The organism is Methylobacter psychrophilus (genome assembly GCF_025583945.1).
GTDB lineage: Bacteria > Pseudomonadota > Gammaproteobacteria > Methylococcales > Methylomonadaceae > Methylobacter_C > Methylobacter_C psychrophilus.
On sequence record NZ_JAOEGU010000008.1, the window covers coordinates 1 to 20,424 of the forward strand.

Genomic DNA, 20,424 nt, shown 5'->3' on the forward strand with positions numbered 1-20,424 from the left:
TGGGTGCGAATGCTCTGTTAGAAGCGGTATTCTACCTTCTCTGACCTTTCTCCTTTCTCCTTTCTCCTTTCTCCTCCTCCTTCCTCCGATATCTATAAATTACTCATACCAATTGGCGAAGGTATTGACCTAACCGATCAATTTATTCAGAATTTCCTGCAGTTAATCCATATTTTTTGAGCTTGTACCAAAGTGTGCGCTCACTGATTTTTAGTATACGTGCAGCCTTGGCTTTATTACCGGCGGATTCTGCAAGGGCTTTATTTAAAAAGGTCTTTTCCAGTGTTGCTACCCCGGCTTCCAAATCCAGATCGTCATTATCGACAGCAGACAATACTATGACCGGAAATGTGGTGTACAGTATTTCTTGGGGTAAATGCCTGACGCCTACCTCAACGCCTTGGCTTAAAACAGCCGCACGCTCCATCATATTTTCCAGTTCGCGGACATTGCCAGGCCATGCGTAGCCCATTAATGCCTGAGTGACCTCAGTCGAGAGCTTAACAGAACCGCCACCAAGCGACTGTCGATATTTTTCCAGAAAATAATGTGCTAATAAAGGAATGTCTTCGCGTCGTTCCCGCAAAGGCGGTAATTGAATTCCCAAGACATTGATACGATAATAAAGATCTTCGCGTAAGCGCCCTGCCTGAACAGCTTCCAGTGGAGCGCGGTTAGTTGCAGCGATAATACGGATATCGATATCTATGCTTTGATTACTACCCAAACGATCAATACGACTTTCCTGGAGTACGCGTAGCAATTTGGCTTGAATAGATGGGTTCATCTCGGTAATTTCATCCAGAAACAAGGTGCCTTCGTGCGCCAACTCAAATTTACCAACCCGATCCTTATGAGCGCCGGTAAAAGCGCCGCGAACATAGCCAAACAATTCGCTTTCCAGAATATCGGCAGGAATAGCAGCGCAGTTTATGGCAACGAATAAGCCATGACGACCTGAATGAGTATGAATGGCACGTGCTACTAATTCCTTGCCGGTTCCGGTTTCACCGATAATAAATATGCTGGCTTTACTAGGCCCTGCTTGTCGAATCAATTCATATATTTTTTGCATGGCCGGACATTGGCCGACGAACTCCCCCCAACCTTTATTCATTTCATCGCGCAGGAATTCATTTTCCTGAAGTACCCTGTGCACCTCAAGTGCACGCCGAACAATCATTTCCACTTGCGCGACATCCAGTGGACGGATTATAAAATCAAAGGCCCCCAGTTTCATTGCGGCAACTGCATTTTCGACCGTACCGTAGGCTGTCACAACAATCACTGGAATGGTTTGATTTTCGCTACGCAGAGTGGCCAATAACTCTAAACCACTCATACCCGGCATATTAAGATCGGTGATCACTAAATCAATCGGTTTTTCACGAACTATTTCCATTGCTGTTTTTCCGTCGGGCGCGGAAAAAACGACACAACCGAATTTACGTAACAATATTTCCAGCATCCGTAACGCATTGGGTTCATCGTCAACGACCAGAACACGTGCACCGTTTAACATAACTTTCCTCCCTGTGAAAATGGTAAAAACAGCGTAAAACACGCGCCGCCCAACTCACTATTATCGGCAACCAGACGACCTCCGTGGATAGCAACAATTTGCCGGGTAACAGTTAAGCCAAGGCCAATACCCCCCTCGCGGGTGGTAAAAAAAGGATCAAACAGGCGAGCACAATTTTCCGGTGGAATACCCGGACCATTATCTTCTATAGTTATCTTTATTGCTTCGATATCCGAATAATCAGTACGTACCCGTATTCGTCCACCTACAGGAATAATTTGAATGGCATTTAGAATTAGATTTAGAAAAACCTGAACCAGTAATTCCTCATCACATTCGATAATCTCTTTATTTTCAGGTAACAACCAGTCTATCTGTAGCGCTTTTTTATGTGCCTGCGTAGCAAGTAACTCGATCACTCGCTGGATGATTTTAGGCAGATTTTTAGGTTGCATATTGGGCTGTCTCGGACTGGCGCAATCCAGTAAGGTCGAAATTAAACGGTTGAGACGAGCGCTTTCTTCAATAACCATTTGCGTCATTTCCCTGCCTTCAGAGCTTAACGCCGTTTCCCATTGCAACATTTGTGCGGTGGTTTGCAAAATACCTAACGGAGTTCGTACTTCGTGTGCCATTATTGCTGCCATTTCGCCAACTACGGCTAATTTAGCTGCATGGATGACTTGTTCACGTGATCGTGCTAAATCATCAATGAGTTGCCCGAAGGCTGCACTCAATTCTCGTACCTCTTGTGCACCGGATACCTTGGGGCCAGCATAATCTGACGATTTTTGGAAGCATTGAACCCAAGCGGTTAAATCCAGCAGGGGCTTGGCAATTCGTCCCGCCACCCATTGAGCAACACCGCCAGCGACCAATCCCGTTATAATAAAAGCACTAAAAAACAACCACCACAAGGCCCAGATAGGTTGAAATGCTTGTTGTGTAGACTTAATAACCAACAATGACCAACCCATATTTGCATAGCCTTGATAACCCTTGGAAACAGCATAACCAACCAATACCGATGAATCAGTTAATGGTTGTCCGGTATGAACAGTGGTGCCGTTTTGTTCTTGGAGTCTCCAGCTTGCGAAGGTATCAGTCAATAGCAATTTTTGGCTACGCACGGCATCCGACGCCGCTATTGTCCGACCATCGGCATCCATTAGTATCACAAAACGCTCACCGGCATCTGCATGACTGGCTTGATCGAACAACCGGAAAATCTGCCGAAGATCAAACACCCCAAACAGTTGTCCAATGTCCCCGGTTGCGTAGTTATCAGGCACAGGAGCCCGGATTAACAGATCAGCCTGTTCATAAGGAGCCTGTAGCTGTAGAGTCTGCAGAAAAACTTCGCCGTTTGGTACTTGTACGGGTAACCAGTCGCCTTGCGGGAGAAAAGAGCTTCTGGTTAACGCAGGATCTCCGGCGGCAACAATCCGGTTATCTCTATTTAAGTAAAATAAACTTCGGTATGCCCCCGGATAACCATACTCCAATTCCGCCAAAAATTGCGCCAGGCGCTTGTCCACATCACCAATACGGCCTTCTTGAATAATATCCAGATGGCTCCATGAATGGACATTTTGTAACCGCTCAAAGACCAACATATCAATTTGATCCATCAACATGGCTGCGTCATTTTTAAGACTTCGGCCAATTTCAACCTCTAAAGCAACTTTCGATGCATAAAATGAAAGCGCTACTATGGGTACTGTCGCTAGAAGCAAAAGTACCAGAAAAGAAGTTAACAAGATGCGGTGAATGTTCATGAGGCATTATAAAGGCTGTCATTCATACAGCAAAATCAGACAACTTAAAAATACCCCGAACACAACGATTCCAAACCCTAAGCTCAATTCAACATTAGCGATGCTATTAGGATATTGCTCAGGTAATAAATTTTAATTTATAAAATCCACTCAACCTATAAGCAAATAGCCATTTCCTGATACATCCTGTGAAACGCCTGTAGGTGTTTGAGCGATTGCCAAGCCAGTCAAGGTAATCGAGGTATCAATCTGTCCATCATTATTGAGATCATAGTGAAAAGTAGCACCTTTATAACTATCGGCACCCTGATTTTCCAATGCCATTACCTGCTTACTGATGCCTGCCTTCCAACCCCAAATATTAATGTGATCACCGGCACTAAAGTCTGTCAGGGTTGACCATGTAGTAGCTCCGCTACGACCGTCCAGAAATATTGTGTCGTTACCACTGCCACCGGTCAAGAAATTTGATCCAACACCACCATCAAGCACATCATCGCCTGCACCACCATTCGCCGCATCATCGCCATCGAGTAAATTCATAAAGTCGTTAGTTGTTGATCCGGTAATAACATCCCCTGTTGATTTGCCCAGTAATTCATAGTCTAAAAAAGTAACAGGACCGGCATATTTGGTAGGCAAAAGATAACTCGATGTACCGTCACTAGCACTTGAAGAAAACAAAACTCCTGGCGTGTACTGTGCAATCAACTCACTAATTGTTAAATTGCCATCCAAAAAATGCAGGTTTTCAATATGTAACAGGGTATCAGTACCGTCGCTACTTTTAATCATCAGAGTACCGTCACTTGCACGGCCTATTCCAGTCATTGCGCTCTTATTGCAATCAAAGTCCATGGTGTCATTACCATCACCACCGTCAAGATGATTATCTTGGCTGTTACCAGTCAGGTTGTCATCAAATTGACTACCCGTCACATTTTCGATACTGGTCAATGAATGATTGCTTCCACCACTGGTTGCCTTACCGGTTTGTAAATTAACAGCGACTGAGTGTGCAGACGTGTGGTAATCCACATCATCGTCACCCGCACCACCATCAAATGTATGGTCGCCACTGGTTCCCCCATCAAATCTGTCATGATCACTCGTACTGCCCAAATGACTATTATCTAACGAACTTTTGATTTCTGAATGGTTGCCAGTGTTATCGTTTAATTCGTTGCCTTGATTGTTATCATGTAATTCGTTATCTTGATTGTTGTCATGCAATTCGTTATCTTGATTGTTGTCATGTAATTCGTTATCTTGACTCATAGTGAATGTCTCTTTTAATTTGTGTAAGTGAAAGGGTAAAGTTATATAAGGTGTCAGACTCGGTGCGGGAAGTCGCTATTTTTGCGATAGATTTTTCCGGGCATCCTGTTAGAAAAATCAGCAAAAATCACGCGACAGCCAATGCTTTCGGCTGTTTTTACGCGTTGCCTTAGAAATTGCCTAGCCCAACGATAGCATTATTGGTATCAATAGTAACTTCGGCGGAATCACCATATTGGATAAGGGGCATGCCGCTCTGAATGCCAACTTTTGCCAAATCAACATCGCAAACACCTGCACTTGCTTGCAGAAAACCATTGCGGTCACTGATCTTGACTTCATACTCAGCAATAACACTAGATATTCCTCTCTTTGTTACCGTTTTAATATTTTTCATATCTAAATGACATTCTGCATAATCTACGCCTAAGTTATTACGCAAAACCAAAAACATCGTCGCACTATTGGCAACAGTAGAATCGGTTACTGCCAGTATACTGCTGGGTACTGGTATTTTAACTTCTGCCGAAAATTCGGTTTTACTCGTCTTTTGCTCTAACTTAATTTCACCTTGAGCCAAAGGTTCAACACCAGATGTCAAATAGCTCTTGAGCTTGGTTTTGCTACCGGGAGTTAAATTAACATGATTCTCGGCGTGATTACTGGCATGCGTTTCAATATGATTTTTTCCATTATTTTTGCCTCGATCATTCCCGGCGACTGCTGAAGCAGAAAAAGCCAAGGTTACAGCTATCACAAGAATTTTTAACGAAAATGAATCAGTATTTTTATTTAGCATAGTAATCTCTCAAAATTAAGGTTATACAGCGAATGCTTTATTCACTGACAATATTTATAAAGCACAAGTCATGCCAAACCTTATTTCATTGATTTTATTGACTTATAATACTAACGTTATAGACAACTACACTCTTATTTTTGCAACATGCGCAAATAATGTCTGCAATTTTGGTATGAAAGTAACTATCGACAGGACAAATACACAAACCGCACGTTTTAATTCTGAAGTTGTTCGGATTCGATAATACATTCACCCAATTGTTCTCTCAAAACTCCATCCAGTAGGGCAAGCGCAATACGCTCGGCTTTAACGGGCCGGTAGCGAAGTGGGATCAGTGGCCGGAAAATTCGTGCAACAATCAGGCCGATTTTTTCCCCAAGACGCACGTCTTCACGCGCAGCGTCAATCAACGATGGCCTTACTATCGTAAAAGCCGGATAGTTGATATTGCGAATTCCATCCTCTGCTTCAACCTTGGTGCGTAGGTAAAAACTTCCGGCAGAATTGGCACCAAGAGAAGAATTTAGCGCAAAATGTGTAGCACCTGCAGTTCTTGCCAGCTTTGCCACTTGAATTGGCAAGTCACGATCGACGGCAGCAAAGGCCGACTGTGAACCAGCCGCCTTAATTGTCGTACCTAACGTACAAATCACTGCATCAACATTCCACCAGGATGCATCAACGGGTAAATGGGTAAAATCAATGATTGGATTGTATAATTTTGCATGGTTTGGCAACGGACGACGAGTGGGTGCAATCACTTGCTTGATACGCGGATCAACAAGAGCCAAAGCCAGCACCTGTATGCCCACGGCACCAGTAGCGCCAACCAGAAGCAGACTCAGTGGGTTATTAAAATGTGTCATGTTAGTCCTTCATTAATTGGTAAGCAGATAATATCTAATAGTCGGTTACAACAGGTGTTAATTTCAATATATTAAGGCTAAATAATCAGATCAATTAGAAATAATTATACTGGTTTCAATTTCGATACAAATCATCAGCAGTAATATAAAAGTTATCCGGTATTTTATGGTTACTGTGTCCGATTTTCATAAAACTTGACAGGTAAATAACTTTCACCCGACTACTTATCATGTAAATTCTTCATATTTATGATGATTAATGACCATAAACCATCGCTAATCATTATTATTAATCATTAATGATATAGTATCATCCCGCCATTAATTTACTTTATATACTGCATATATAAATAATTATTGTGCTAATTGGCAAAGAAATAAATGGTATAAAATAAATTATTTTTACTTTTTTCCATAAAAATTGAAGATTGAGTTATATGATTAATAATAAAAAAGTAGTCATTGACTATTATCTATCCTTACTTATTTTATGTTTCAGCCCGCTGGTTATCGCTGAAAAACAAACTGAGGCAGTCGACTTGAGTGTCGAAGACTTACTTAATGTCGAAGTCACTTCCGTAGCCAAAAAAGCCCAATCCCTTAATGATGCGCCTGCCGCCGCGTTTGTTATTTCCAATGACGACATAAAACGCTCCGGTGCCACTAACATTCCAGATGCTTTACGCCTTGCGCCTGGTCTGGATGTAGCCAGAATTGACGCCAACCAATGGGCAGTCAGCTCCCGAGGTTTTAACGGCCGTTTTGCCAATAAATTACTGGTTCTTATTGACGGTCGTAACGCCTATAGTCGTTCTTTTTCCGGCGTGTACTGGGAAAACCAGGATGTCATGATGGAAGACATCGACCGCATCGAAGTCATCCGCGGCCCGGGAGCTGCATTGTGGGGCAATAATGCGGTAAATGGCGTTATCAACGTTATCACCAAATCATCATCCCAAACTCAGGGTGGCTTGGTAAATGCAGGCGGTGGTACCCAAGAACAGGGCTTTGGTTCATTGCGCTATGGCACAAAATTAGGTGAAGACACCACAGCAAGAGCCTATGTGAAAGGTTTCGATCGCAGCCAAAATACATTGCAGTCCGGTGGAAAAGCCGGCGATAACTGGGACAAAGTACAAGGTGGCTTTCGACTGGACTCGCACCTAAGCACGCAGGATGCACTGACAGTTCAGGGTGATATTTATCAAGCCAATATCAATCAGCTTGCCTTTTTTTCGCAAATCACGTCTCCTTATCAGGGCACCCAAAATGTTAAAAACAGCGACTCTGGCGGCAACCTCCTTAGTCGCTTACAGCATACTTTTTCACCAACATCGGATTACTCGCTGCAATTTTATTACGATAACTACTCTCACGATGAGACTATGTTTAATGATAGCCGCGATACACTGGATCTGGACTTCCAGCACCGCTTTGCCATGCTGGACTGGCATGAAATCATCTGGGGATCGGGTTACCGTTATGGTCATGACCGCATTGCAGGTAACCAGCTCCAAAATGGTTCAGCACCAATCGCAAATATAAATCCGGCCAGTGTCAATGACCAATTGTACAGTGCTTTTATACAAGATGAGCTGACGCTGATAAACAACAAACTTTGGCTAACGATCGGCTCCAGATTTGAACATAACGACTACAGTGGTTTCGAGGGTCAACCCTCGGCCAAAATCATGTGGACACCCCATAATAAGCATCGTCTGTGGGCTGGAGTTTCAAGAGCGGTTCGTACGCCATCGCGGGCCGAGAAAAGTGCCGCTATCCAGCTTGGCGTTACTCCCCCACAAGCACTACCCTTTCCTCCTTTTAGCTCGCCACCTGTGGTAACAGTAGCACAGGGCAACTCTGCTTATATGTCTGAAGAAGTCATTACTTATGAAGCAGGTTATAGAACGACCTTTTCCAAAGCGATGTCCCTGGATGTTACCGGATTTTACAATGATTACCGTGATCTTCGCTACACGAGTCAAGGAACCCCGTATTTCAACGGTAACGCCGTAGTTGTACCTCTGAATTTTACCAATGCTCTGTCAGGTAAAACCTATGGTGTCGAAATCGCTACTGTTTGGCAAATGCTGGACTGGTGGCGCTGGGATGTCAATTACAGTTGGTTACAAACACAATTGAATAACATGGACATCGTATCCACCAGTGTTAGTCCTCAGCAACGGATGTCATTACGTGGCGCATTCTCGCCCCAAGAGACGATAGATCTGGATTTCTGGCTCCGTTATGTGGACAGCAATTTTTCAGTGACCACATTAGGCAATATAACGATCAAAGACTACGTCACGCTGGATCTGCGTGCTGCTTGGCGGCCCATCAAGGATATTGAATTGTCATTAGTTGGCCAAAACCTGTTGGCACCAAACCATCTGGAATATGTAGCGGAAAATCAAACCTTTCCAACCTTAATTAACCGTGGGATGTATGGAAAAGTAAGCTGGAAATTTTGACATATGATAAATCAGGTCAAGAAATTTCTACCGCCATTACTGGGGTTAAGTTTATTACTCAACACTCACTCGCAAATGTATGCCCAATCATTGGAAGAACAAACGGTATTGGCAGCCCTGGCGCTGAATATTGTACGTTTCACCACTTGGCCTGATGAAGCGCAAACGCGCATCAAAGAATCAATTGATTTCTGTGTGATAGGCGATAACGTCGTACAAGAATCATTTACCAGTATTAACAATAAAGTCGTAGGCAATAAAACGCTACAAATTGTCAATCTATCGCGCTTGCGCAATTTTGAAGATTGTCACGTCCTATATATCAGCGAATTAAAGCAAAATATTTTGCTACAAGTATTTGTCGACATAAACAAACATCCACTACTAACCATTGGCCAAGGCTACGATTTTGCCGCGCAAGGCGGCATGGTTGGTCTGGAAAATGTGGACGGAAAAATTACCTTACATGTCAATTTGCCTGTGGTGCACGAATCAAATCTGAATATCAGCGCAAGATTATTAAAACTGGCCAAAATTATCGGTGAATGAAAAAATGACTATAAAGTGGTTTAATAACGCTCCGATACGGGTAAAGTTAATCTCGATCATGACTTTAACAACTATGCTGGCCCTGCTTCTGGTAACGGCTTCCGTAGTGATTAATGAATACTTCACTAAAAAACATGCGACCGAAATTCAGCTGTCGTTAATAGCCGATATTATTACCTGGAACGCTTCCGCCTCATTAACTTTTAATGATGTCAAAACCGGTCAGGAACTTCTAAACGGTATGCGTAGCCAGCCCAGCGTAATAACTGCACGTTTGTATGACAAGAACGGCACTATTTTTGCCACTTACCAATCATCCAAAGAGCCGGCAACAATACGGACCAGCGAAATCATAAAAAACATCATCGATGTTTCACAAAACAGTACGCAAACACAGAGTTTATTTCAATCTCTACAATCGCAATTAATCACTTGGTACAGTCAATTATTCCAGCCGAATGCAAAAGCTGCTCCCTTGCCACGTTATATACAAGTCATTACTTATGATGAAAAAAATATTTTAAATTTATTCAGTCCCATTTTACAGGATGATGAACTACAAGGTATTTTGCATTTAGCCGATGACCAAAGTGGACTACAAGCCTTACTTAACAGATTTTATTTAATCATTAGCCTGATTTTTATTGTTACCGGCATGGCAATTATCATTGTCTCTACTAAATTACAGCAGGTTTTTCTGGCACCTCTATTGGAACTGATGCTGGCTATGCAAACCGTGACCCGTGAGAAAAACTTCACCCATCGGATCACCAAAATCGGTGCGGATGAATTTGGTGAAATGGCAACTGTTTATAACAGCATGCTTGCCGAGGTTCAGGAACGTGACGAACAATTACAGCAATATCGAATACACCTGGAACAACAAGTAATTGCTCGTACCCAGGAGTTATCAGAGAAAAACCAGAGCCTTGAAACAGCCATCCAGGATGCGATCACGGCAAAAGAGCAAGCGGAAGCCGCCAGTAATACCAAATCCCAATTTCTTGCCAATATGAGCCATGAAATCCGCACCCCCATGAACGGGGTGCTGGGTATGACCGAGTTATTGCTACGTACCGACTTAACGGAAAAACAACGGCGTTTCGCGCTAATGGCGCATAAATCCGGTGAATTGCTGCTATCGATCATCAACGACATCCTCGATTTTTCCAAAATCGAGGCCGGACAATTGGCACTGGAAAATCTGGATTTCAAACTCCATAAAATCATTGAGGACATTGTTGAAATTTATGCCGAACAAGCTAATGACAAAGGCCTGAAACTGAACTACCGTATCGCGTCAGAAATACCCAAAATTTCCAAAGGCGATCCTACCCGGATACAGCAAGTTCTTGGCAACCTGATAAATAATGCCATCAAATTCACCGAACATGGTGAAATAATAGTTGATGTCAGTCTGAACGACACCCCGGAAGCATCCGCACAGTTAGCAGATGCCTCCCCGTTAAAGATTCGCATTGCCGTGTGCGACACCGGCATTGGCATCAGCGAAGATCAACTGTCACATCTATTTCAAGCCTTCTCTCAAGCCGACGGCTCAACCACTCGTAAATATGGCGGCACCGGTCTGGGATTAGCCATTTCCAAGCAATTGGTAGAATTAATGGGGGGAGAGATCGACGTAAACTCTTATCCTGAGCAAGGCAGCACCTTCTCCTTTACCCTGCCACTGTTGACAGTAAACGGATTCAAACCAGTCCATTCATTGGAGCCTTCAGGGCTGGTGGGCCTTAAGCTGCTGATCGTTGCAGATAATGATACCAACCGGGATATTCTGAAAACCTACGCAATGTCTTGGGGCATGTCGGTGGACGTCGTATCAAGCGGCTTATCGGCCTTGAGCTTGCTCAGAAAATCAGCCAATCACGAGTCTCCACACAATCTGGTGATAATTGATATGAAGATAGTCGACATGAATGGAGACGAATTAAGTCAACACATCAAAGCCGACCCGAAATTGGCACTCATACCGCTAGTTATGTTGATCTCCTCGCAATTTGAAGCCGAAGCCATCGAAGCAAAAACAACCAAATTTGCAGCATACCTCATAAAACCGATACGCAAGGTCGAGCTTTATCAATCTCTGTTAATCGCCTTTTTACATGACTCAAACCTGACGGGAACAGAAAATATCGACATTTCTTGCTCCACATCGACATCACCAGGCATACATATCCTGCTGGTCGAGGATAATTCCGTCAATCGGGAAGTTATCCAAGCCATGTTGGAAGGCTTCGGTTGCCTGGTTGACATCGCCCAAAACGGTCTGGAAGCACTCCAGATCGTTCAGCACAACTCATATAACCTGGTACTGATGGATTGCATGATGCCGGAAATGGACGGCTACGCTGCAACTAAGGAAATAAGACTCCAACAAAGCTCCGGCAAGTTACCCCATTTTCCCATTATTGCCTTGACAGCCAATGCGATAGAGGGTGATCGCGAAAAATGTATGATGGCCGGCATGGACGATTACCTGGCCAAACCGTTCAGAAGTGCAGCACTGCTCCGATTGATTAAACTATGGGTAAAAGCTTTCGCAATCATGGCCGATAACATAGCAGATCCTGCCATAACAGCAAAATTGGTCATCAATGACACCGCGCTGGTAGCAATCCGCGCCATAGGCGGTAATGAATTACTACATCGCGTAATTACGCTCTATCTGAGTAATGCCCACACACTCCTACAATCATTGGAACAAGGCTGGGCCGCAGGCGATCTCCATGCCATCCGCTCGGCGTCTCACACACTAAAGTCGAGCAGCAATCAGGTCGGTGCCAATGGGCTGGCCCAACTGTGCCGTGAGGTGGAAAACGATGCGCGGAATAATTGCTATGATACTTCGGAGCAAACGCTTTTACGTATAAAACAGGAATTCTCCAATACCCATGCGGCGTTGAATACGTATCTTGGGCAATCCTCACCCATTAATTAGGAACAGACATGCAAGTCCCATCCCACATTATTATCATCGACGATGACTCCCTGATCCGATTAGTGGTCGCCATGGCGCTTCAGGCGGCCGGCTTTATAACCAGCGAAGCAGCTAGCGGCAAAGAAGGTTTGCAATTATTCCATAAAAAAGGAGCGGACGCGATCTTGCTGGACGTCATCATGCCGGACGGCATGGACGGTTTTGAAACCTGTTCGGAGTTTAGAAAATTGCCGACAGCCAAGTACATCCCCGTGCTGATGATGACAGGCCTGGAGGATATGGAGTCAATTAATCACGCCTTTGAAGTCGGTGCGACCGACTTCATAACCAAGCCAATTAATATCCCGCTACTGGGTTACCGGGTTCGCTATATGCTTAGAGCCAGTCAAACTACCCGGCGCTTGGTAGAAAGTGAGCAACGTTTACACAACTTGGCTTATTTTGACAGCCTGACCCAATTACCTAACCGACATTTTTTTCTGGAACACTTACAGATCATGATTAATTTGGCGTATCGGAAAAAATTAAAACTGGCTGTGCTGTTTATGGATCTTGACGGCTTTAAGCGAATCAATGATACCTTGGGCCACCATCTAGGCGATTTGGTTCTTCAGACTACTAGCGACCGCTTGCGCAAAAACATACGAAGTAGTGATACCCTGGTACGAACCGGCGCAACCCAAGACGGACTCTCAATAGCAAGGCTGGGTGGTGATGAATTCACCGTACTCTTACCAATGATAGAGCGTAATGAGGATGCTGCAATCGTTGCCCAGCGAATATGTACCAGCTTGGCACAACCATTCATCTGTAATGATCAAGAACTCTACACCAGTACCAGCATCGGTATTGCCATATACCCGAACGACGGAGAGACCGCAGAGGAACTGCTAAAAAATGCCGATTTGGCCATGTACTACGCAAAACGCCTTGGAGGTAATACATACCAGTATTTCACGGCCAAGATGTCAGAAACGGCATTACTTCGACTCAATCTGGAAAATCATCTGCGTAAGGCCATAGAACTCAATGAACTGGAGCTACATTACCAGCCGCAACTCGATATTCGAACAGGTGAGTTTAGCGGTCTGGAAGCATTAATACGTTGGAACTGCCGGGAGTTGGGACGCCTTTCTCCAGATCAATTTATTCCTTTGGCAGAAGAGATAGGCCTGATCGTAAATATTGGTGAATGGGTACTGCGCGAGGCCTGCCAACAGGCAAAAAAATGGCGAGATCAGGGTATTCCTTTGAGCAACATGGCCGTCAACGTCTCGGCAATTCAATTCCTGCAAAAAGGCTTCTCTAAACAGGTAGCCGCAATACTGTCTGAAACGGGACTGGAGCCTGACGTGTTGGAATTGGAGCTAACCGAAAGCATTTTGATCAATGATGAAACTATCGTTCTGGACGTCCTGCGATCTCTAAAGAAAATAGGCGTCCAACTGGCGATAGACGACTTTGGGACAGGCTACTCCAGTTTGAGTCGACTCAATAATTTTCCTATCGATCGATTGAAAATAGATCAGAGTTTTGTTAGCGACTTGGAACTGAATTCGGACAGTGCGGCGATTGTAGTCGCTATCATCAACATGGCCAAAGGCATTAGCTTGAAAGTTATAGCAGAAGGCGTTGAGACTGAAGGCCAGCTGGCATTTTTGACCAATAAGGGCTGTAACGAAGTGCAGGGGTATCTTCTGAGTAAGCCTCTACCCATGGCACAAACCGAAGAATTTCTCATGAAGCAGATACATGGAAATTAAGAAAACCTGTCGTAAAGTCATGGAGCCCCAAAATCGTGTACAAGCTTGACTACAATGCTGAAAAAATCCGGTAAGATTTTCGGGAAATAGTAGAGTGGCCGAAAAAAATCAAACTTATAGATTTTCAGATAAATAATTTTGATGCCAACGGATAACATCCCTTGAAGGGATGGTATCCGTACGAGTTTGCAGCGATGTGAATTGGAAATTTAATTTCTGAAAGACTATAGTAAAAAAAATATGAGCAAAAAGACTTTAGGGAGCTACTAGAGCTTTTTTGTGGCATAGTGATTCCTATCAAGATGCTTTTTTCAGCTCACTCATACCATTGGGTTTTTTAACCATTTGAAGCTGGGCTTTAAAGCGTTTTTGTACCGCTTCAACATGAGAAATTACACCGACAGTTTTTCCGTGAGTATGTAAATTTTCCAGAGTACTGATTACGGTATACAGTGAATCGGCATCGAGATTACCAAAACCCTCATCGAGAAACAATGAATCGACAGAGCGCCCGTTATTGGCCAATTCTGAAAGGCCCAACGCCAAGGCCAAACTGACTATAAAACTTTCACCACCCGATAATGTCTTGGGCAATCGCCGGACATTAGCTTGATAAGTGTCCTCAATTTCAAGCCCGAAGCCTTGTTCCCCAAAGGCTTTTCGTAAATAATAACGACCGCTGATTTTTTCCAAAATGGTATTGGTTTGAGATAACAGCTTATCGGCAACCTGCCCCTGAACCCGACGCCGAAAAGCCATACCGTTTTCTGCTGTTATAAGTGCTGCGTCAACCAGATAAGGCTGTGATAAAACTTCCTGCTGTTGCACTTGTAACTGCACGGCATCATAAGTCTGTAGCAATTGCTGTTGTTCGCTGAGTAAGCGCTCCAGATGTTGAACTTCCATACTCGCTATCTCAACCTTCTCGGCAATAAGCGTCAACTGCTCATCGACATCGGTTTTATTTAAAATTGCTTCCGGTAGTATCAGATCAGCTTGTAACTGCTTATAACCGGCTTCCAACTCTATATTTTCGGCGTCAATTTCTTGCTCCAGCTCTGCCTTTCGACGCTCCAGTTTTGACTGGCTTTCTATCAGCTCCAGTGCCTGGCTAATCTCATGCAAACTGGCAAATTGGGTTCCTTGCATTTTTTCCTGCAACGCCTGATGCAAATTAGCGGCTTTAAACTCCTGCTGGGCAAGGAGCTGTTCTTTATCAGCAATCAACTTTTGCTTTTCAATAAGCGCCAAATGCAGGACGATAGTTTCTTCACTTTGTAGTTGATTGGTATAAATTTCCAGCAACTCATTACAGCGTGTTATTTCGGCTTGGCAATTCACCTGGTTCGCTTCCAAATCAGCCAGTTCTTCTGTTAAATTTTTGTGACGGAAAGTATAGCCATGGTAATCTTGCCGACGCACATTAAGCTTGTCAAACAACGCATCTTCCTGACCCTTACCAGGCATTTTTTCGCCCAACAACGTCAACTGTTCGAGTATTTTATCAGCCAGCTGTTTTGCTTCCTGCTCGCACTTCATTAATGCTGCTTCAAGGTCTATCTCTTCCTGAGTGACTCCTTGGCTATTTGAGCCCATTTGCTGAGCGCTTATCTGCAATTGCTCAATCGTAGTAATACTTTTGGCAATTAATGCCTTGGCTTTTTCTATACTTGCCAGTTTTCCCCAATATTTCGTAGCCAAACCGGCAATGTCGGCTAATTCGGCTTTCTCTTTTTTTATCAACTCCTTCATCAATGCTGATTTTTTGATATCAAGATCATCACTGACGATATTCAATCGGTTGCACAGAGTTAACCACTGCGCTCTAATCTGCAGTAACTGCGTTTGCCTGGCCTGATTTTTTTCAGACTGATTTTGTGCATTACTGATTTTAAGTCCGATATTGGCCGACTTTTCAATTAACGCTCTTATTTTTGTTTTTTGATCAATCAAGGCCTGCCTGGAATTACCCACTACCGGCGGATGTTTGGCGTAAGGATGTTGCAAGGCTCCGCAAAATGGACAGGGTTTACCGTCAATAAGATGGATTCTGTCGGGCGCCATTTTTTTTAATAACGATTCATGGATAATCGATTCATCAAGTACGCGTTTAATATTTTCTTCGCGTTTTATTTCCAATTTTAGTTTTTCAAGCTCAAGGCTTAGTACATCAACATCATGCTCCGGTTGTTCTTTACGTGTAAACAAAGAGAAAAAACCACCCCCGCCAGTTAATGCTTGATGTTTTTTAGCCAGATTATAAAGTGTTTCAAAATCCTTGACGCGTTCTTGCTGCTCTAATCTTAACGCATTAATATCATCAATGTTCTTGCCTTGTGCTATTGTCTCAAGCTCTTTTTCGTCAGCCTGTAACTTGAGTTTTAATTCGGCCTGTTTGTTAATTTCTTTGGCCAAAGCGGCGTTATTATTATTGACTGAAGAGGTGGTTTTTTTTGACTGCTTTATAAACAATACTTTTTTTGCACTGAGTTCAACCATCTCGGTACGAAGTTTTTTTAATTTACCCAGTTCAGGAAAATCTGTTAGCAGTAACGCTTCCGGTGCATGTTCTTCCAACCATGTTGATACCGTTACCAGCACAGCCTTCTTTTCCTCTGCCTGCGCTATCAAAGACTGCCTTTGGGCTGTTTCTGACTGCTTGTTTAAGCCAAAGCGACCAACCTGTTCCCGGGCATTATCCAGTTTTTTCTGCTGTTCAGTAAACGATAGCTCTGCCAAGTTGTCAGGCGCTGTTTTATTATCGCCAAGCTGATCTTTTAATTGCTTAAGTTCACTCTGAAAATCATCCAGAGTTGCTTTGCCTTGATGAATAACGTGGCTTATTAACTTGTGGGCTTCAATGTCATCCTTGAAGATTAACGCGCCTTGAGCGGCAGCAATCTGGTCCAATAAATCTTGTGTGTTTTCAACCTGTTGTTTGGCTTTTTCCAGGTTCTTTTCCTGCTCAACAATTTGCTTTTTTATCGCAGTTATTTCTGTTAGCAAGGCTTGCTGTTGCTTTAACGTATTTTGTTCAGCCTGTAACCCGGAAAATTGCTCTTTAAAATCGCTTAAATCATGCTCACTGGCTTCCCTTTTTTCAGGATCCATAAACTGAATAGCCGCTAACTTTTGTTTTAAAAGATCCAGTTCCTGTTGTGCATTTTCAGCCTTATCAAGTATGTCTTTTTTATAATCGGCATAAATATCGGTGCTGATTATTTTTTCCAGTATATCCATACGCTCACTGTCCAGCGCATTCAGAAAAGCCGAAAAATCACCCTGTGTCAACATGATTGAACGCGTGAAGTTACGGAAATTCATACCGGTAATTTCAGTCATCTTTGCACACACCTCATGATGCGTGCGGGCTAAAATCTCGTCATCTTTCAAGCGGATTAATTGCATTTCCGGCGGCATCAATTCACTGTCAGGATTACTCTCGGTACGTTGCACATGCCAACTGGATTTATATCTTTCACCACCCAGAGAAAACTCAATAGCTGCAAAACACTCTGTCGTGCGCTTGGTCATTACATGGCTTGCCGGCCGATTAAATCGAAAAGTTTCACCATACAAACCCAAAGTAATCACATCCAAAATACTGGATTTGCCTGACCCGTTAGGCCCGGTAATCGCAAAAACCCCGGTATCGGAAAAGGGCGCTTGCTCAAAATTGACCTGACTCTCGCCTTCCAGTGAGTTGATATTCTTGAAATGGATGTTGTGTATCTTCATAAATAGTTGTTTTATAGTATTATTCTTTGTGTATTTATAAAGCTTGGTACACACTTTTGATATGTCTACATGATACACGATGGGACTGTCCGAGAAAACCGCCACAAAAAGCCAGGCACAAAAAACCGCATTAATTGCGGTCTATAAATGTTCAGATAAATAATTTCGCTGCCAACAGATACCATCCCTTCAAGGGATTAAGAGTTATTATCTATAGATTTTTAGATAAATAATTTTGATGCTAACGGATACCATCCCTTTGAGGGATGTTATCCCTACCAAGCCTGCCCGGATAAAAATCCTACCGGCTAATAACAGTAAGTTAATTATCTATAAAACTATTGAGATTAGCATTAATCAACTGCTGAAAATCTAATGATTTGGCATCAAGACCTTGTAAACGTTGATGCAATATCAAAATTTCTTCTCCAAATTCTTCTTCGGTCATGCCGTCTTCTTCAATCACCACACCAACATAACGGCCCGGATTGAGTGAGTAATCCTGTTCCTTAATGTCCTCCAAGGTTGCCAGTTTACATAAGCCGATGACATCGTCATAAGCGGCATCAGGGAAACGTTCTTGTAACCAGTCGATTTGATGCAACCAGTAAGGTGCCGATTTTTCTAGGGTTTTAAATTCCAATGGCATTGCCGGATTAATAACTTCGTGAAAGTCGTTAAGCAAATCAGTGATTTTTTTAAAATCGCGTAACTTGCTATCTTTCCAAAACTTGTCATCCTTACTTTTTAATTGCTTGTCGGCGAATTTATAAAGTTTTTCCAATTGGCGATAGCTTTTATCCAGCGCTTTTTTAACGGTACGGGTTTTTTCAATCAGGGCGTGACATTAGGCAACACAGTGTTTTTGACCGGCATTGCTACGTTCGATATTTTGATAATGTGCCAACGCCTCCAATGCTTGTTGTTCGGCTGAATTTAGCTGTTCTAAGCGCTGGAACGGTAAAACTGTCACGCAGGTTGGTAAAGTCAAATGCTGCGATTAATTGCTGGTGCTCTTCTTGCCAATCTTGTTGTTGCGTCAAGTCATTTAGATTGGCGATATAATCGTTCAGGGCTTGGCAAAGTGCTTGATAGTTTTGTTTAATGAGCGGCAAAGTCAGTTGCGCTTGCTGTAAGTAGTCGTTAATCAATTCCAGATAACGTTCGCTTTGGCCTTGCTGCAAGCGACTGATGATGCCTAAATTTTGAATTTGTTCCTCGGTCAGTTCACGATGGGCGCGATCAATCTGCCGGAATACGTTACGCGCATCGACAAATAACACATCGGTATCCTTTCTGGTAGCTTTGGCCTTGTCAAAAAACCATAATGCCGCCGGTAAAGTCACCGTATAAAACAGGTTCTGGTCATTTGGCTGATTAAGCCATTTTCAAGCAAACGTATCCTGATTTCTTGTTCGGAGTGCCTTGCATCCGATGCCGAATTAGGCATGACCAAGGCGGCCCGGCCAGACTCATTTAATGAGGTAGCGAACAGGTTAATCCATAAATAATTGGCATTAGGAATGGTGTCTTTATCTTCCTTGCCACTACCGGTACTTTTGCTTTTATTTTGCGGAATACCGTATTTGTTGAAATAAGGCTTGTTTTTGACCATGTCCAGTTTAACGTCTTTGACATTAAACGGGGGATTAGCCATAACATAATCGTATTGCCCGACACAATCCAGATCGTCGGTGAAGGTGTTAGCTTCTTTAATTTCACATTTTAAACCATTAATCAGCAAATTCATTTTCGCCAGTTTTACGGTTTCACCGGTTTTATGCTGCCCGGTTACATAAATGGCTTTGTTCTCATCACCATAGTGTGACTTGTGCCGTTCGATAAATTGCGCCGATTGCACAAACATACCCGCTGATCCACAAGCCGGATCGAACAGTTTGCCATGATAAGGTTCGATAACTTCAACCATATATTTAACAACGGAGGTTGGCGTGAAAAACTCACCACCGCCTTGACCTTCGGATAAGGCAAATTTGCCAAGAAAGTATTCGTAGATTTTACCGAGAATATCGCCGGTTGCATCGTCAGGAATATCACCAATGTTTTTAACAAGGTCTTGAGCAGGCTGGTATCAGACTGGGTAATTTTAAAATACTCATCCTGCGGCAATACGTTTTTAAAATCATCCCGATCCAAACTATCCTCAATTGCCTGCATCGCTTCTTTAACTTTTTCCGCGTGATCGGTTGTGTCGGGTAAGTCGCGAAGATAGCTATATCGGGCATGTTCAGGAAGATAGAAACCACATTGCGCAATGGCAATTTCCTTTTCTGTCTGCTCAACCCGTGAACCTTGCTTGCTGATAAATTCCTGATTGATGGCGTCTTCAAATTGACGATATTTGATATCGGCGAATTTCAGGAAAATAAGTCCCAAAATAGGCGAAGCATATTCAGTGGCTTTTAATCCTGCGCCCTGACGCAATTGATTGGCGGCATCCCATAGATTGCTTTCCAACTTTTTAAGTTCTTGTGTATTCATTACGGTACTTGATGTATCTCTGGAGGTTTCAGGCTTGATGGGCCATATCTTATAGCGTTATTAATTATTGCACAGTGCTAAATGTTAATTATCTTATATTCTTGTCTTTCGCCAAACCGTTACCCGGATTTCGACTACTCCTTTAAAGTGGGTCGATTTTACCAATACCATCCTGTCAAGTGATGCTATCTGT

13 protein-coding genes and 1 pseudogene are annotated in these 20,424 nt (G+C 43.2%); 4 read left to right on the plus strand and 10 right to left on the minus strand.

Annotated elements, in window-relative coordinates; genetic code table 11:
- Window positions 1–142 precede the first annotated feature (142 nt).
- The 5 genes from N7974_RS05840 to N7974_RS05860 form a co-directional block, all read right to left on the minus strand.
- Complete coding sequence (locus N7974_RS05840) at window positions 143–1,522, minus strand: sigma-54-dependent transcriptional regulator (protein WP_262964710.1); 1,380 nt, start codon at window positions 1,520–1,522, stop codon at window positions 143–145.
- On the minus strand, window positions 1,516–3,300 hold the full coding sequence (locus N7974_RS05845; RefSeq protein WP_262964711.1) for a sensor histidine kinase: 1,785 nt from the start codon (window positions 3,298–3,300) through the stop codon (window positions 1,516–1,518). Before N7974_RS05845 ends, N7974_RS05840 begins: the two co-directional genes overlap by 7 nt.
- A gap of 150 nt (window positions 3,301–3,450) precedes the next feature.
- Window positions 3,451–4,578 (minus strand): calcium-binding protein, encoded by a 1,128-nt coding sequence (locus N7974_RS05850; protein WP_262964712.1) that lies wholly within the window; start codon window positions 4,576–4,578, stop codon window positions 3,451–3,453.
- 169 nt (window positions 4,579–4,747) lie between these two features.
- Window positions 4,748–5,377: a DUF3231 family protein gene (locus N7974_RS05855; RefSeq protein ID WP_262964713.1), complete on the minus strand. Its 630-nt coding sequence runs from the start codon at window positions 5,375–5,377 to the stop codon at window positions 4,748–4,750.
- Between the two features lie 218 nt (window positions 5,378–5,595).
- Window positions 5,596–6,246 carry an NAD(P)H-binding protein gene (locus tag N7974_RS05860; protein WP_262964714.1) on the minus strand — a complete coding sequence of 217 codons (651 nt, stop codon included), beginning with the start codon at window positions 6,244–6,246 and terminating at the stop codon, window positions 5,596–5,598.
- A 437-nt stretch (window positions 6,247–6,683) separates the two neighbouring features.
- Between N7974_RS05860 and N7974_RS05865 the strand changes: the two genes are divergently transcribed.
- Genes N7974_RS05865 through N7974_RS05880 form a run of 4 tightly spaced genes read left to right on the plus strand, consistent with a single transcriptional unit; the run spans window position 6,684 to window position 13,991 of the window.
- Window positions 6,684–8,720, plus strand: a complete 2,037-nt coding sequence (locus N7974_RS05865; RefSeq protein ID WP_262964715.1) for a TonB-dependent receptor plug domain-containing protein — start codon at window positions 6,684–6,686, stop codon at window positions 8,718–8,720.
- Window positions 8,721–8,723: 3 nt separating this feature from the next.
- Window positions 8,724–9,269: a YfiR family protein gene (locus tag N7974_RS05870; RefSeq protein ID WP_262964716.1), complete on the plus strand. Its 546-nt coding sequence runs from the start codon at window positions 8,724–8,726 to the stop codon at window positions 9,267–9,269.
- Window positions 9,270–9,327: 58 nt separating this feature from the next.
- Complete coding sequence (locus tag N7974_RS05875) at window positions 9,328–12,228, plus strand: response regulator (RefSeq protein ID WP_262964717.1); 2,901 nt, start codon at window positions 9,328–9,330, stop codon at window positions 12,226–12,228.
- Between the two features lie 8 nt (window positions 12,229–12,236).
- Complete coding sequence (locus tag N7974_RS05880) at window positions 12,237–13,991, plus strand: two-component system response regulator (RefSeq protein WP_262964718.1); 1,755 nt, start codon at window positions 12,237–12,239, stop codon at window positions 13,989–13,991.
- Between the two features lie 297 nt (window positions 13,992–14,288).
- Here the strand turns inward: N7974_RS05880 and N7974_RS05885 are convergent, their stop codons facing one another.
- The 5 genes and pseudogenes from N7974_RS05885 to N7974_RS05905 form a co-directional block, all read right to left on the minus strand.
- Window positions 14,289–17,729, minus strand: a complete 3,441-nt coding sequence (locus N7974_RS05885; protein ID WP_262964719.1) for an AAA family ATPase — start codon at window positions 17,727–17,729, stop codon at window positions 14,289–14,291.
- Between the two features lie 322 nt (window positions 17,730–18,051).
- On the minus strand, window positions 18,052–18,513 hold the full coding sequence (locus N7974_RS05890) for an SAM-dependent methyltransferase (protein ID WP_262964720.1): 462 nt from the start codon (window positions 18,511–18,513) through the stop codon (window positions 18,052–18,054).
- Window positions 18,514–18,607: 94 nt separating this feature from the next.
- Window positions 18,608–19,075, minus strand: a complete 468-nt coding sequence (locus tag N7974_RS05895; protein ID WP_262964721.1) for an SAM-dependent methyltransferase — start codon at window positions 19,073–19,075, stop codon at window positions 18,608–18,610.
- Window positions 19,072–19,791 (minus strand): HsdM family class I SAM-dependent methyltransferase, encoded by a 720-nt coding sequence (locus N7974_RS05900; protein ID WP_317451585.1) that lies wholly within the window; start codon window positions 19,789–19,791, stop codon window positions 19,072–19,074. Before N7974_RS05900 ends, N7974_RS05895 begins: the two co-directional genes overlap by 4 nt.
- An 11-nt stretch (window positions 19,792–19,802) precedes the next feature.
- Window positions 19,803–20,231 (minus strand): annotated as a pseudogene (locus tag N7974_RS05905) (type I restriction-modification system subunit M N-terminal domain-containing protein); the annotation flags it as partial.
- Window positions 20,232–20,424: the final 193 nt, after the last annotated feature.

Coding starts and splice junctions, on each gene's coding strand:
- N7974_RS05880 (WP_262964718.1), top strand. CDS start 12,237: ATGCAAGTCCCATCCCACATTATTATCATCGACGATGACTCCCTGATC.
- N7974_RS05870 (WP_262964716.1), top strand. CDS start 8,724: ATGATAAATCAGGTCAAGAAATTTCTACCGCCATTACTGGGGTTAAGT.
- N7974_RS05875 (WP_262964717.1), top strand. CDS start 9,328: ATGACTTTAACAACTATGCTGGCCCTGCTTCTGGTAACGGCTTCCGTA.
- N7974_RS05865 (WP_262964715.1), top strand. CDS start 6,684: ATGATTAATAATAAAAAAGTAGTCATTGACTATTATCTATCCTTACTT.
- N7974_RS05885 (WP_262964719.1), bottom strand. CDS start 17,729: ATGAAGATACACAACATCCATTTCAAGAATATCAACTCACTGGAAGGC.
- N7974_RS05860 (WP_262964714.1), bottom strand. CDS start 6,246: ATGACACATTTTAATAACCCACTGAGTCTGCTTCTGGTTGGCGCTACT.
- N7974_RS05850 (WP_262964712.1), bottom strand. CDS start 4,578: ATGAGTCAAGATAACGAATTACATGACAACAATCAAGATAACGAATTG.
- N7974_RS05845 (WP_262964711.1), bottom strand. CDS start 3,300: ATGAACATTCACCGCATCTTGTTAACTTCTTTTCTGGTACTTTTGCTT.
- N7974_RS05840 (WP_262964710.1), bottom strand. CDS start 1,522: ATGTTAAACGGTGCACGTGTTCTGGTCGTTGACGATGAACCCAATGCG.
- N7974_RS05855 (WP_262964713.1), bottom strand. CDS start 5,377: ATGCTAAATAAAAATACTGATTCATTTTCGTTAAAAATTCTTGTGATA.